Origin of the sequence: Chryseobacterium sp. MDT2-18, assembly GCF_030815285.1 — a bacterium.
GTDB classification, from domain to species: Bacteria; Bacteroidota; Bacteroidia; order Flavobacteriales; family Weeksellaceae; genus Kaistella; species Kaistella salivictor.
The window spans coordinates 28,665-42,985 of the sequence record NZ_JAUSWQ010000004.1 but is presented as its reverse complement, the minus strand read 5'-3'; the positions used below and the strand labels follow the sequence as shown (position 1 = coordinate 42,985).

Genomic DNA, 14,321 nt, shown 5'->3' with positions numbered 1-14,321 from the left:
AGCGAATCTTAATTTTCCAAACCACTAAATCTCTCTCCCTGTAAAATGAAAATTTTAATTAAAAACGCCAAAATCGTCAATGAAAATCAAATTTTTGAAAGTGATTTGCTCATCGAAAATGATTTGATTTCTAAAATCGGAAAAAATATTTCTGAAGAAAATGTGGATCAAATCATTGATGCTTCGGGGAAATATCTTTTGCCGGGAATTATTGATGATCAGGTGCATTTTCGCGAACCGGGTTTAACCTGGAAAGGCGATATCGAAAGTGAATCCAGAGCAGCAATCGCCGGTGGAATTACGAGTTTTATGGAGCAGCCGAATACCGTCCCGAACGCAGTCACTCAGGAACTTTTGGAAGATAAATATAAAATTGCCGCCGAAAAATCATTCGCGAATTATTCTTTTATGATGGGCGGAACCAATGATAATCTCGAAGAAGTTCTGAAAACCAATCCGCGAAATGTGGCGGGAATTAAATTATTTTTGGGTTCTTCGACAGGAAATATGTTGGTAGATAATCCGGATACTTTAGAAAAGATTTTCAGCAGCACCAAAATGCTGATCGCCGTTCATTGCGAAGATGAAGCGACTATCAGAAAAAATACCGAAATCTTTAAAGAGAAATATGGCGAAGATATCCCTGTAACTGCCCATCATTTGATCCGAAGTGAAGAAGCGTGTTATATTTCTTCGTCTAAAGCGGTTGAGCTGGCAAAAAAAACGGGTGCGAGACTGCATATTTTCCATCTTTCTACGGCAAAAGAAACAGCGCTTTTCCGAAATGATATTCCTTTAAAGGAGAAAAAAATAACGGCGGAAGTTTGTGTCCATCATCTCACTTTTACCAATGAAGATTACGAAACCAAAGGAAATTTCATCAAATGGAATCCTGCGGTAAAAACCCAAATAGATAAAGACGGTTTGTGGGAAGCACTTCTGGATGATAGAATTGATGTAATTGCCACCGATCATGCGCCGCATACTTTAGAGGAAAAATCGCAAAAATATTTGAAAGCACCTTCCGGCGGACCTTTGGTACAGCATGCTTTAAATGTCATGCTCGAAAACTTTAAAAATGATAAAATTTTTTTAGAAAAAATTGTGGAAAAAATGTGTCATAATCCGGCAATTCTTTTCCAGATTGAAAAGCGGGGATTTATTAAAGAAGGATATAAAGCTGATTTGGTTTTGGTTGATTTGAACCAAAGTTACACAGTTTCCGAAGAAAATATTTTATACAAATGCGGTTGGAGTCCTTTCGAAGGAACAGCTTTTCATTCCAAAATCACGCACACTTTTGTCAATGGATTTCTGGCTTTCGAAAACGGAAAAGTTTCTGAGGAAAAGCATGGCGAAAGATTGCTTTTTGAAAGATAATTCTTTTCAAATCCAAAAAAGCTGAACCTGAGTTTAGTTAAATATAATCACTCTGAAAAATTTTTACTATAATTTTATACATTCTTGAAACAATTCGGAAATAATTTCGTCTAATCTCATAAAATATAATCTATGTTTAAAAAATTCACTTTAGTTCTTGCTGCTTTGCTGATTTCGGTGCAGGCTTTTGCACAGAATCAGTTTCAGTGGAAAGAAGCATCAGGAAACGGATACACGTATAAGTACGTGACCAATGATCCCATGAATGCCCGATTTTACACTTTGAAAAATGGTCTCACTGTTATTTTGAGTCCAACCAAAAAAGATCCGCGAATTCAGGCGTACGTCGCCGTGAAAGCCGGAAGCAAAACCGATCCGCGAACCAATACCGGTTTAGCGCATTATCTGGAACACATGCTTTTCAAAGGAACCGACAAATACGGTTCTCTGGACTGGGCAAAAGAAAAACCGCAGTTGGATAAAATTGATGCGCTGTATGAGCAGTACAACAAAACCAAAGATGCGGATCAAAGAAAAGCAATCTATAAGAAAATAGATTCTGTTTCCGGTGTTGCGAGTAAATTTGCGATCGCAAACGAATACGATAAAATGATGACTTCCATGGGAGCACAGGGAACAAACGCGTTTACGAGTTTCGAACAAACCGTTTATACCGATGACGTTCCGAGCAGTTCTCTGGATAAATATCTGGCGGTTCAGGGCGAGAGATTCCGAAATCCAGTTTTAAGAATTTTCCATACCGAATTGGAAGCGGTTTATGAAGAAAAAAACAGAAGTTTAGACAGTGATGGCAGTAAAGTTTTCGAAACCCTTTTTTCTGAATTATTCAAAAATCACAATTACGGACAGCAAACCACGATTGGGACAGTAGAAGATTTGAAAAACCCTTCATTGGTAGAAATCAGGAAATATTTCAACAATTATTATGTGCCCAATAATATGGGCGTTATTTTATCCGGAGATTTCAATCCTGATGAAGTAATTGCGAAAGTTGATAAAGCGTTCGCCAATATGAAATTTAAAGAAGTTTCAAAATATACTTTCGTTCCGGAGACACCGATTGCGAAACCAATCATCAAAGAAATTACAGGTCCGGATGCCGAAAATTTAACCATGGGTTTCAGGTTGCCGGGAAATAAAGACAAAGATGTTTTGATCGCTGATTTGGTTGGGCAAATTTTAACCAACGGAAAAGCCGGTTTATTAGATTTGAACTTAGTGAAAAAACAGAAACTGTTGCGCGCTTCAGCTTCTACGTTTACGTTGATCGATTACGGAATTTTGTATCTGAATGCGGCACCAACCAACGGACAAAGTCTGGAAGAAGTGAAAACTCTGGTTTTGGGTGAAATCGATAATCTGAAAAAAGGAAACTTCGATGACAGTTTGATAACTTCCATTATTAATAATATTAAAAAAGATAAAATCTACGAATCAGAAAAATATGGCGACCGTGCAGGTGCTTTGATGGACGCTTTTACTTCTGAACTGAACTGGAGAGATCAGGTTGCTTATGTGAATGATTTATCTAAAATTACGAAAGCAGATATCGTCGGTTTTGCGAACAAATATTTAGGCGAAAATTATGTTGCCATTTTGAAAAGAAAAGGCGAATCTACTCAAACCGTTAAGATTGAAAAACCACAGATTACACCGGTGGAAACCAATGCAGCTTTACAGTCTGATTTTGTGAAAATGGTTGCAAATATGCCGAATTCTCCGTCAGCTCCTGTGTTTTTAGATTATAACAAAGATATCCAGAAAGCAAAATTAGGAAAAGCTGAAATATTGTATGTTCCCAATAAAGACAATCAGATTTTCCGGTTGAAATACCGCTATAAACTGGGTTCTCTCAACGATTTGAAACAGCCGCTTGCCTCGCAGTATCTTCAGTTTTTGGGTACCGATAAAATGTCTGCCGAAGAAATTTCGAAAGCATTTTACAAGATCGCGTGTAGTTTCGATGTTTCAACAGGCGAAGAATATACCACGGTTTCTATCGAAGGTTTACAGGAGAATTTTGATAAAGCAGTGAAATTATATGAAGATCTAATTCAAAATGTAAAAGCCGACGATGCTGCATTAAAAGGATTAAAAGAAAGAATCGCAAAATCGAGAAAAGATGTGAAAGCCAATAAAGGTGCTATTCTTCAGGGTTTAACGAGTTACGCGATTTACGGAAAAAACAATAAATTTAATAATGTTCTTTCCGATTCCGACCTGGCTTCTGTAACGTCTGCGGAGTTGGTCAACAGGATTAAAAATCTGAATAATTATGAGCAAACCGTGATTTATTACGGACCGGTTTCCATTAAAGATGTAGAAAACAAACTGAAAAACGTGCATCAGATTCCTGCCAAGTTTGCGGTGGCCGCTCCGGCGAAAGTTTTCAATCAAACGGCACAAACCAAAAACCAGGTTCTCTTTACCGATTACGAGATGGTTCAGGCAGAAACACGATGGATTAGAAATACCGAAAATTACGACCCTAATAAAAACACCATTATCAAAGTCTTTAACAATTACTTTGGTGGCGGAATGGGCTCCATTGTTTTCCAGACCATTAGAGAGAGTAAGGCGTTGGCTTACAGCACTTACGGTGTTTATATGCAGCCGCAGAAAAAAGATCAGGAGTATTATATGATGAGTTATGTCGGAAGTCAGGCTGATAAATTTAATGATGCCACCACGGCGATGAACGAACTTCTAACCACAATGCCGAATTTGCCTGTCAATTTAGATTTGGCAAGAATTCAGGTTAGAAAAGATATTCAGACCGAAAGAATTACCGAAGACAAAATCATCTTCAATTATCTGGCGGCTCAACAGTTGGGTTTAACTGAAGATCCCAGAAAAAAAATCTATGATTCTGTAGATAAAATCAATATGCAGGATTTGAAGAATTTCCACGAGACCCATTTTTCAGGGAAACCTTACACCTACGCCATCGTTGCGTCCGAGAAAAAAGTTCCTTTGAAAGATATGGAGAAACTGGGCGAAGTAAAGAAAATTTCTCTCGAAGAACTTTTCGGATATTAAATGAACTGAAATAATTGATAATTTAAAACTGCTTCAAAATTGGAGCAGTTTTTTTATTTTTTGGGGCGCCTTTTTCGTCCTAAGTTTATCCTGAGTCTGTCTCCGGGCGTGAAGAGTAGCGAGCGCTGTTAGAGCTTAGAGCCCTAACAGCACTTTCCCAACCAGTTCCCGCAAAAAGATCCTTCTTTTATCCTCCGCATAATTGTTCGTAACTTTCTTCCGGCAAATTCTCTTAAATTTACAAAAACAATAAAATTATGAACTTATACACTCAGCCGATGCTCAAAGAAGGGGCATTAAAAGATAAAGTAGCAGTCGTAACCGGCGGCGGAAGCGGACTTGGAAAAGCAATGACCAAATATTTCCTTCAGTTGGGAGCCAAGGTAGTAATCACTTCCCGGAATTTAGAAAAACTTCAGGCCACGGCAAAAGAACTTGAAGATGAAACCGGCGGAAAAGTTTTGTGTGTGGCGTGTGACGTCAGAAACTGGGAGGAGGTTGAAGCCATGAAAGATGCTGCTGTGAAAGAATTCGGGCAAATCGATATTCTTTTAAACAATGCAGCCGGAAATTTTATTTCACCTACCGAACGGTTAACGCACTCCGCATTTGATTCCATTTTGGATATTGTTTTAAAAGGAACAAAAAACTGCACCCTTTCCATCGGAAAATACTGGATCGATAACAAAATCCCGGGAACCGTTTTAAATATTGTCACCACTTACGCGTGGACAGGTTCTGCTTACGTTGTTCCGTCCGCTTGTGCAAAAGCCGGGGTTTTGGCTATGACCAGAAGTTTAGCGGTAGAATGGGCCAAATACGGAATCCGTTTCAATGCTATTGCACCGGGACCATTTCCAACCAAAGGCGCTTGGGATAGATTACTACCCGGAAACTTGCAGGAAAAATTCGATATGCGCAAAAAGGTTCCGTTGAGAAGAGTGGGAGTGCATCAGGAATTAGCGAATCTGGCGGCCTATCTGGTTTCAGATTATTCTGCTTATATGAACGGAGAGGTCGTAACCATCGATGGTGGCGAATGGTTGCAGGGAGCCGGAGAATTCAATATGCTCGAAGAAATTCCGCAGGAAATGTGGGATATGTTGGAGGCGATGATTAAAGCGAAGAAATCAAATTAGCAATGTTTTGGAGGGTAATTTAAGTTTTATAACCATATAAAATATCTTTTTTAAGTTGTTTTTGTGTAGTTTTAACATTGTTATTTGTGGTTAAAGGCTTTTTATAAAGAAAATAAATTTTAAATCAAATGATTATGAGAATGTCAATTATCCTGGTTGTTGTGTTGCTAGCCCTTTCGAGTTGTTATTCTTACCGTAATTTTCAGAATATACCAACAGAAAGTGGAGGGATTTATAAGATAACAGATGAACATAAAAGAATTAGTAAAATACAGCTTATTGAAATTAGGCAGGATTCGCTGGTTGTTTTAAAAAACAGTAAACAGTTTACCATCGCAAATAGCAAATTTACCAACCCGAAAAAACGAAAGTTTTCAGCTGCTAAAACAGCTGCTTTATATGTTGGAGGTTCGGTTGTAGTGGGAACCGTTATCATTGCGGCAGTTTTAGGAAATGCGTTTAAACATATGGGGACTATTCAGTCGCCACCTTAAGTTCTGCAATAAATGCAGTTAGTTAGCAAAGGAATAGATAAGTTAAACCCATCATTTGTAACAATGTTGGGTTTTTTTTAAACCTATTATCAAAATCACTCACATGAATCTTAAGCTTTTCAAACCACTAGTTGCCCTGGCGGTTGTAGTTTCTCTGAATTTCTCTACACAAAATGACGCGCCAAAGTACAGTTGTACTTAAGCACTTAAACCATATTTCTATCTAAATGATGGTATAGAAACCCGCTCTGCAAGCGGACAGTCTGGTCACCATTAATGACTTGTGGTGAAAATTCTAGGAAATTTTGTTATTAATATAGTTGGAAGTGGCGTTTTCCTTCATTGAAAAAGTGGCGGGATTTCCTATTACAACTGAGTTTGTTGGTACATCGAAATTTACATAAGCGTTCGGAGCAATCAGAACATTATTGCCGATTTTGATGTTCCCAACAATCACAGCATTTGGACCGATCCAGACTTCGTTTCCAATTTCGGGGACGCCTTCATTTTTACCGCGGTTCGCCTGTGCAATCGTAACGCCTTGAGCAATATTGCAGTTTTTGCCGATTTTCACCTTCGGATTGATGACCAAAGTTCCCCAGTGACCAAGATATAATCCTTCGCCGATTTGGGTTTCCGGATAGATCTGGAAGCCATATTTAATTTGATAATGTCTCAAAATCAAACGCCATATTTTCCCTAAAAAAGTATTTTTTGGATATTTTTGTGTGGTTCTCAAAAGATAAATAAAATGCAGATTGGGGCTGAAACATTTCATCCAAATTTGAAATGTAGAAAGCCATTTTCCGCTTTCCCGGTAAAAATCTTTTTGAAGGGTAGTTTTTTCAGACATTAGAACAAAGATAAAAGATTTATAATTCATCCATAATTCTGATGATTGCATTGACCGAATTTTCTAAGTTGAACGGCATTTCATAATTTTCCAGTTGTGCAGAATACGCCTTAAAATCTTCAGGGTTCTGAAGTGCTTTTTTCATGCCGTCATAAATTCCATCTTCCGAATTATCTACGATTAAGCCCAGTTTTCCTTCTTCCAGCATTTCCCGGACACCGGAAACGTCTGTCGCAATAATTTTCTTTTTTAAAGTAATGGCTTCAAACAAAACCGTCGGGAAACCTTCATATCTCGAGCTTAAAATATAATAATCAGCCGCTTTAAAATAAGGATAAGGATTATCAGTAAACCCCAAAAGAGTAGCGGTTTCAGAAACGCCTAGTTCTTCTTTTAGTTTTTTGATGTTTTCAAAATCATAACCGTCGCCGAGGATGAGGATTTTGTGGTTAAAACCTTCATCCAAAAGCCGTTTGTGAACTTTCAGCAACCGGTCAAATCCTTTCTGCGGAAAAACGGTTCCTACCGAAATAAAAACAGGAATTTCATCTTTCAAGTTCCGACTTCCAACTTCCAGCTTCCAGCTTCCAGCTTTTGACTTCACCAAAATTTCTTCAGTATCTAAAGGATTATAAATTCTGACAATTTTCTGTTTTTCTTTTTCTGTCGCCGCTAAATTTCCGAAATCGTGCTGTATTTTTTCAGAAATGACCATGATTTTATCGAAGCCGAAAAACTTCCGGATTTCTTCATCGGTATAGTGATGGAATTCGGTTTTCTTTAAATCATTATGAATCCAAATAATTTTCTTTGATGATTTTAAAGGAGAATTCAAAATCTCATCGCGCATTCCATGAATGGCTGCAAACTCAATATCGTATTTTTTCCCTTTTAAAATAAATTGGTAAAAAATTTTAGGAAACATTTTCAAAACCTTTTGATACAAAACCCGAAAAGCTTTCACCGGTAAATCCTGAAGTCGGTTGGTGGTAATCATTTCTCCTTTGTTCAGATACAAAACAGTAATCCAGCTTGGGACTTCGGCGAGATATTTTCCTGAATGTAAATTTAATAAAAGATCGATTTCATATTGATCCTTCGGTAGATTTTTCAGCAAAGTCACCAGTACTTTTTCTGCGCCCCCGTGACGGAGAGAGCCAATTCTGATGAGGATTTTCTTTTTTGCAGCCACAGAATTATTTTACTGGTTTGTACGTATGCGGTAAATTTTCTTTAATATAAGCATCTAAATTTGGACGGATATTTTCCAGTTCTCTCGCATAAATCAAATTGTTTTTCAAAGCTTTATCACCGTATTCTTCAACAGTGCAAATGAATTTTGCCGGAACTCCAGCAAAAACCGAGTTCGGTGGAGTTGATGAATTCAAAACTGAACCGGCGCCCAAAATACAATTGTCGGCCATTTCAACGCCGGGAAGAATCGTGCAATTGTTTCCAATAAAGCAGTTTTTACCAATTTTTATTCTGCCGAAATTTCGGGCATCCCGGTATTTTTCCATGGAACGGATCACGTACATTGCGCCGTCGTGATTGATGAAAGTACAGTTTGCAGTAATTTTTGTGCGGTCACCGATTTCTATTAAATACGGTTCTGACCCGAATTTTGGAGCTTCGATAAAAATTACGTCTTTGCCGACTTTCAATCCGCGGGATTTGCAGATTTCGATATAGGCTTTGTCACGAAGTCTTTTAAAAATGTCTTCAGCTTTTAGAATAATTCGGTAGAGTAAATTCATCTGTTAGTTTTTTGCTGCCATAGCAAATATACTCCGTTTTTTTGGGAATAATATAATTTGGAAATTTTAGAAAATATTAGTTTAGATGTACGCTTTATGAATTTTTACAAGATGGGCACCGAAAATATTAATACGAAAATTCTTTGATGAGAAAATTGAAAACTTTAGGATATTTGCGGGAAAAACCAAACTCATTCAACGTGTAATTCGTGATAAGTATGATGAATAAGGCAACTTATGATTATTTAAAAAGATCATTTAATTGATCATAAGTGTTTTGATTTCTTTTGATTGTTTTTTGTTTAGAGTTGCTTTTCCCACCAACAGACTCTTTCTCACTTAAAACTTTTTTCATTGCGGTGTAAACATTCTCAGGTCCGGGTAAAAATAATGCCCCGTGATCCTCAGATGCTATAATTTCCGGAATTCCCCCTACGTTTGTAGATAATACGTAGGTGTCGAGCAACAGTGCTTCTGCGACTACAAGGCCGTATCCTTCACTATAAGAAGGTAAAATAAAACAGAATGCTGTTTTGATATAGAAATAGGGATTTTGTTGATATCCACCCAAAATAAAACTATCTGCCACGTTATGATCTTGAATTATTTTTTCTAACTCTGCCCGCTGATTCCCCTCACCAATTAATAAAGTTTTAATAGGATATCCTTCTTCTATGAGGCGAATGTGTGCCGATAGTAAATCTTTAAAGCCTTTTTGATGAAACAATCGACCAACAGAAACGAAATCAATTTTACCGAAATCCTGTTGAGTCTGCTGTGATTTTTCCAGGATTTCATTTATTGGCATCAGATTATAAATGACCTGTGAATTATTTAAAACAACGCCCCAAGTCTTTTCGATACTGTTTTTAGAAAAGTGAGAAACAAAAACACCTGTAGCAAATTGCGCCATTTGCTGCACGAACCGGTTGTTTTCTTCAACGGTAAAACCGGAATTTCTTAAATCACCATGAAACCAAAATATCTTTTTGCTTTTCAGATTCGGACTGTTCAAAATATCATCAAACATATAATGACTGAATGCTACTTCAAAATCTAAATTTAAAAGTTGATGTTTTCTGTAAAATGCCTTTGGGTTTTTTTGAAACCGAAAATATTTTAATCTTCGCAAACTCTTTTGTAATAGATAGATAGATGTGTTTTTAGAGAAATTTTGGGTGCCTTTTCCAATACTCAAAACCCTAATTCCTTCAGGAACTCTATCCAGAAATTCGCCCTGTTTATAGTTTAACAATAAAGTAATTTCATATTTTGACTGATCCAGATGATTTAAAATGGCAAGCAATACATTCTCGATTCCACCCATCTCCAATGAACGGTGGCGAAATAAAATTTTCTTTTTAGGTATATTCTGTTCCATTCGGTTTAGTCTACGGTCGCCCCTAAGCTTCGGTATAGATCTTTAAATTGTGCAACCCACTTTCGAAATTCTTCTCGATTGATTTTTTTATCTAAAAATTTCTCAAAGTAACTTAAACTGAAATCCTGCGGGAAATTTTGCATAACATCAAAAGATTCATTAAGCCAGGCTTCGTTTATTAAGTGATTAAAGTAATTGACATCAAAATCACAATCAGATTTGTGGTAAGAGTTCGTTGCCGATGATTGAAAGGTTGTTTTCATACATTCTTCGCGGCTCGTCGCAACCATGTTGAGGTTCTTTTTATTTTCATGAAACCACACCGCCGCATTTCGCAACTGCATTTTCTCATCGACTCTCCCTTGAACGTCTTTCCAAACGTATAACCAATAGTCTTTTTGCCAGACTCCCATCAAAATAGAATTCAGTTGCCAATATTTTTGTTGGGTAAAGTGGTCTACTAAACCTAACCGATACAGGAGGGAGAAAAATTTGAATTTATTGTGCATGAACAAGTCCATCACCCAGCGGTTGGACGTGAATAGTTTTTTCGGATAGGAGCGGTTTAAATGTTCTGATATCATCGATGTATCCAGTTTTTTAAAAGCATCAGTATTTCCATGCCAGCCCAGTTTTACCAAAGCGGTTTCATGTGTTTTCATCTGAGTCGTTATTTCTTCCAGATCAACTGGCTTTGTAAACCAAACATCATCTTCGGTAACCAAAACGAAATCGGTCGCATTTTTTACGGCATCGATCCACAATTGAGTGGGAATCTGAAAACCATCTATTTCTTTTCCGGTTTCTAAATTTTCTTGAATTATCTTAACTTTTTGATGGTATTGCCCGGATCGTTGGATGTTTACTTCGGGATATTTCTCTTTAATTTTATTCAAATATTTCTCGGGCGTTCCATCATCCAGAATGTTCACTTTATAATTCCCCTTCACAAACCGATGAATGCTGGCTAAACAACGGTCCAGATAAAACGGGCGGTTAAAGGATTTGATGAGGATGGTTATCATTTGTGATGATGAATATTTAGGCGAATATAATTAATAAAAGTACATTTTTACGCAATAATCAATACTGGACGTAGATATTTAATTTAAGTTAAAATGAAAATGGTCACTGTAAAAAGGCGGTTATTTTTCTTTGCACTTTAGCGGCAAATGTGTTTTCTTTTTCAAATATAATTTTTGATAAATCAGTGTTTTCTGTTAAAATAATATTTCCAATTTTTGTAATATTCCTTCTTTTACAAGCCTCCTTCAACATCTCATTCCAGTTTTTGTGAATTTTTTCCGTTTTGGATTTGCCCTGGGAAATTCCTTTATCGTGTAATCTGTAAAAATATAAGGGTTTAGGAATATAAGTCAAATCACCAACTTCGTACATTTTTAAATACAGATCAAAATCTTCAGAAGCTGTAAGATTTGGATTGATGCCATCCGTTTTAAGGTAAGATTCTTTGCGGAAAGTGAAAAAATGGGAAATTTCATTATTTATGTTAAAGAAAAGTGGGTTTCCATTGATCACCTTTCTGCTTCTTGCATACACCCTTTGTGGACGAAGCAAGTGATCGCACAACATAATTTGTGAATAGGTTCCTACAATTTTGGGATTGTCCAGGTAACTTTTAATACTTAATTCCAGCGCGTTTTCTGTTACCGCATCGTCAGGATCTATAAAGCCGCATATTTCGCCACTGGCCATTGCTACACATTTTCTTTTCGTAAAGCCAACCCCTTTATTGGTTTCGTTTTCGAAAATTTTCACTCTCGGATCTTCAGCGGTATACTTCTTTAGCTTTTCTAAAGAATTATCGGTGGATTGATCATCAACAATGATGATTTCAAAATTCTGATAAGTCTGACAAAGAACGTTTTTATAGAAATCTTTGAAATACTCAAAATTATTATAATGCGCTACAAGTATGGAGAATAACATAGCTGGTTTTTAAATATAGAATATCTGCCAATTTCAAAAAAAATGAAGCAGTATTGTATTTGCGTTCCTTTTTTTCAGTATTTCAAAGATATGAATTTAAGAATTATTAAGTATTTTTGAAAAAATGAAATTGATGAATCCTTTAGTCACAATATCCATCCCGCTTTATAATTGTGCCGATTTTCTGGAAGGATGTCTGGATTCAGTTCTGGCACAGACTTACTCTGATATCGAAGTGACTTTGATCAATGACAATACTCCTGATAACAGCGTACAGATTGCAGAGGATTTTATTGCAGAACACCAGCTTGAAACATGGAAGATTATTCACTTAGAAAGAAATTCGGGTTTATCAGTTGTAAGAAACAAAGGTATTGATACTGCAAAGGGCAAATATCTGTTTTTTTTGGACAGTGATGACACCATCTCGCCTGATTGCATCATGAAACTGGTAGAGGTTGGAGAACGTACCGGAGCAGAAATGGTCGTTTCGCAAATCGAATGTAAGCAGTTTAAAACGGGTCATAAACATTTCTGTATGGGCCAGTTAAATCAGTTAGAAACCATCGACGGGAACGAGCAGGTATTTGAAGCATTTGTTGAGGGAAAAATCTTGAGTTCCGCGGTAAATAAACTGTTTAGTGTAAGTTATTTGCAGAAGGAAAAAATTTACTTCGTGCCCGGGTTATTCGCGCAAGATGAACTTTGGACCTTTCAGCTCACTTTAAAATTAAATTCAGTAGCTTTTCAAAAGGATACGACCTACACTTATTATTTACATGATAAGTCTGTAATCCATAACCGCGATAAGCGAAACTTTGATAATTGGTTTACCATCGGCCGGTACATCGATGATGAGTATAAGAAAGAAACCAACAGAGCCAGGAAAAATTTAATCCTTAAGTATTTGATTCATTACAAATCCTTAACGCTTCAAATGAATTGGAAAGCTCAGAAAAATAAAGAGTTATGGAAAGAGAGTTATAAGAACTATAAAATGCTTTCAAGCCTTTCTTTGCGCGATTATTTATCAGCAGACTATCCCAGTAGTTCGAAGAAACTGAATTTGTTCAATCAACTTCCTACTGAGTTGGGATTTATGGTTTTTAAATGGCGTTATGAACGATAGATTAAAAATAGATTTAGCAATATATTCTTGTCCATTTTTATGAATAACACTTCTCAACTTTCTAATTTCTGCAACACTTTTCTGATTTTGGCAATATTTTTCTCATTACTCATTATGTTCAGATAATCCTTTTTAATTCTTTTTGAAAAACCTTCCAGAATATCCCGATTATCGTAAAGGTAAATAATTGCATTTGCCATTTCATCAATATCACGATTGATAAAAAGGCCGTTCACTTTATCCTGGATCACCATCGATGGCAGTCCGATAAATGTGGATACGGACGGAATATCTGAAAGACTCGCTTCACAAAACATCGTAGGAGCACCATCGCCACTCGATGCAATAACGGCAAGATCCACATCGTTATAGAATTCGATCATTTCTTCGTAAGATGCATTGAAAGAAGTTTTTAACCGAACTTTTCTGCCGGTTTCGAGAACTTTTTTTACGGCAGGTTCGATGACTTCAAAAAAACCCTTTACAACCCGGTGCGGATTTCCGGTCCAGCCTAACGTAAATTCTTCACTTTTAATTTTAGTTCTGCCAAAAAATTCTTCTTTGTAAATACCCAGAGCGAACTCTAAATTTTCAGTATATTCCTGATAAGCGCGAATGAGATTGTCATTGGCAAGTAAAAGAAAATCGTACGACTTTAAGTATTTATTAAAAAACGCTTCCCGGGAAAGAGAATTGACGTGAGTTTTAGTTTTTAAATCGTTTTCGGGTCCGAGATGAGGAAAGGAATCATTAAAAATCCCAATCAGATTTTTTCTGCCTTTAAATGGGATTTCTGCAACGTACTGAAAAAAATACGCCATCGAAACCAGATAATCGAAATTTAAGATTTCAACCTTTTTTGTCTCGTCACTAAAAGGCGTTACGAGCGGTTTTGTATATTTTGGAAAAGAGTAATTTCCGGAAGAATCGATAAACTGAACTTTTTTATTCTGATTAGAAAATGTTCGGTATAATTTAAAGCGGATTTTAGAAATGGTATTCAGAAGAGTAATCTTAATCCGGCTCATTTCCGGCAGTTCTTTGATCCGGTAAATGTCATTACAAACATAATAACAGTCGTATTCACCGGCCAATTTTGACGACCATGATTTCACCATAAAATAAAAAGCCCAGTCTTTAATATCGACTTCAAAAAGTATTTTTTTCTTCATGAATGG

At 36.6% G+C, this 14,321-nt stretch carries 12 protein-coding genes; 5 read left to right on the top strand and 7 right to left on the bottom strand.

What is annotated here, in order from left to right; translation table 11 throughout:
• Positions 1 to 45: 45 nt before the first annotated feature.
• The 4 genes from QF004_RS05440 (at position 46) to QF004_RS05425 (ending at position 6,073) form a co-directional block, all read left to right on the top strand.
• Positions 46 to 1,380 carry a dihydroorotase gene (locus tag QF004_RS05440; RefSeq protein ID WP_307423696.1) on the top strand — a complete coding sequence of 445 codons (1,335 nt, stop codon included), beginning with the start codon at positions 46 to 48 and terminating at the stop codon, positions 1,378 to 1,380.
• 132 nt (positions 1,381 to 1,512) lie between these two features.
• Positions 1,513 to 4,440, top strand: a complete 2,928-nt coding sequence (locus QF004_RS05435) for a pitrilysin family protein (RefSeq protein ID WP_307423693.1) — start codon at positions 1,513 to 1,515, stop codon at positions 4,438 to 4,440.
• Positions 4,441 to 4,697: 257 nt separating this feature from the next.
• The gene (locus tag QF004_RS05430) at positions 4,698 to 5,579 is read left to right on the top strand and encodes an SDR family oxidoreductase (protein WP_307423691.1); all 882 of its coding nucleotides are present in this window, start codon (positions 4,698 to 4,700) and stop codon (positions 5,577 to 5,579) included.
• A gap of 140 nt (positions 5,580 to 5,719) precedes the next feature.
• On the top strand, positions 5,720 to 6,073 hold the full coding sequence (locus QF004_RS05425) for a hypothetical protein (protein WP_307423689.1): 354 nt from the start codon (positions 5,720 to 5,722) through the stop codon (positions 6,071 to 6,073).
• A 295-nt stretch (positions 6,074 to 6,368) separates the two neighbouring features.
• Here the strand turns inward: QF004_RS05425 and QF004_RS05420 are convergent, their stop codons facing one another.
• The 6 genes from QF004_RS05420 to QF004_RS05395 form a co-directional block, all read right to left on the bottom strand.
• Entirely contained in the window at positions 6,369 to 6,926 is a 558-nt protein-coding gene (locus QF004_RS05420) for a serine acetyltransferase (protein WP_133441043.1), read from the bottom strand.
• Positions 6,927 to 6,945: 19 nt separating this feature from the next.
• Positions 6,946 to 8,118, bottom strand: a complete 1,173-nt coding sequence (locus QF004_RS05415) for a glycosyltransferase (protein ID WP_307423686.1) — start codon at positions 8,116 to 8,118, stop codon at positions 6,946 to 6,948.
• A 4-nt stretch (positions 8,119 to 8,122) separates the two neighbouring features.
• Positions 8,123 to 8,683, bottom strand: coding sequence for an acyltransferase (locus tag QF004_RS05410; protein ID WP_307423683.1), 561 nt, complete (start codon positions 8,681 to 8,683; stop codon positions 8,123 to 8,125).
• A 241-nt stretch (positions 8,684 to 8,924) separates the two neighbouring features.
• Positions 8,925 to 10,064, bottom strand: a complete 1,140-nt coding sequence (locus QF004_RS05405) for a glycosyltransferase (RefSeq protein ID WP_307423680.1) — start codon at positions 10,062 to 10,064, stop codon at positions 8,925 to 8,927.
• A gap of 5 nt (positions 10,065 to 10,069) precedes the next feature.
• Positions 10,070 to 11,089, bottom strand: coding sequence for a glycosyltransferase family 2 protein (locus QF004_RS05400; protein ID WP_307423677.1), 1,020 nt, complete (start codon positions 11,087 to 11,089; stop codon positions 10,070 to 10,072).
• 103 nt (positions 11,090 to 11,192) lie between these two features.
• The gene (locus tag QF004_RS05395; RefSeq protein ID WP_307423676.1) at positions 11,193 to 12,014 is read right to left on the bottom strand and encodes a glycosyltransferase; all 822 of its coding nucleotides are present in this window, start codon (positions 12,012 to 12,014) and stop codon (positions 11,193 to 11,195) included.
• A 133-nt stretch (positions 12,015 to 12,147) separates the two neighbouring features.
• Between QF004_RS05395 and QF004_RS05390 the strand changes: the two genes are divergently transcribed.
• Entirely contained in the window at positions 12,148 to 13,143 is a 996-nt protein-coding gene (locus QF004_RS05390; RefSeq protein WP_307423671.1) for a glycosyltransferase, read from the top strand.
• 53 nt (positions 13,144 to 13,196) lie between these two features.
• Here the strand turns inward: QF004_RS05390 and QF004_RS05385 are convergent, their stop codons facing one another.
• On the bottom strand, positions 13,197 to 14,315 hold the full coding sequence (locus QF004_RS05385; RefSeq protein WP_307423668.1) for a glycosyltransferase: 1,119 nt from the start codon (positions 14,313 to 14,315) through the stop codon (positions 13,197 to 13,199).
• Positions 14,316 to 14,321 lie beyond the last annotated feature (6 nt).

Coding starts and splice junctions, on each gene's coding strand:
- QF004_RS05390 (WP_307423671.1), top strand. CDS start 12,148: ATGAATCCTTTAGTCACAATATCCATCCCGCTTTATAATTGTGCCGAT.
- QF004_RS05430 (WP_307423691.1), top strand. CDS start 4,698: ATGAACTTATACACTCAGCCGATGCTCAAAGAAGGGGCATTAAAAGAT.
- QF004_RS05425 (WP_307423689.1), top strand. CDS start 5,720: ATGTCAATTATCCTGGTTGTTGTGTTGCTAGCCCTTTCGAGTTGTTAT.
- QF004_RS05400 (WP_307423677.1), bottom strand. CDS start 11,089: ATGATAACCATCCTCATCAAATCCTTTAACCGCCCGTTTTATCTGGAC.
- QF004_RS05440 (WP_307423696.1), top strand. CDS start 46: ATGAAAATTTTAATTAAAAACGCCAAAATCGTCAATGAAAATCAAATT.
- QF004_RS05420 (WP_133441043.1), bottom strand. CDS start 6,926: ATGTCTGAAAAAACTACCCTTCAAAAAGATTTTTACCGGGAAAGCGGA.
- QF004_RS05395 (WP_307423676.1), bottom strand. CDS start 12,014: ATGTTATTCTCCATACTTGTAGCGCATTATAATAATTTTGAGTATTTC.
- QF004_RS05410 (WP_307423683.1), bottom strand. CDS start 8,683: ATGAATTTACTCTACCGAATTATTCTAAAAGCTGAAGACATTTTTAAA.
- QF004_RS05435 (WP_307423693.1), top strand. CDS start 1,513: ATGTTTAAAAAATTCACTTTAGTTCTTGCTGCTTTGCTGATTTCGGTG.
- QF004_RS05385 (WP_307423668.1), bottom strand. CDS start 14,315: ATGAAGAAAAAAATACTTTTTGAAGTCGATATTAAAGACTGGGCTTTT.
- QF004_RS05405 (WP_307423680.1), bottom strand. CDS start 10,064: ATGGAACAGAATATACCTAAAAAGAAAATTTTATTTCGCCACCGTTCA.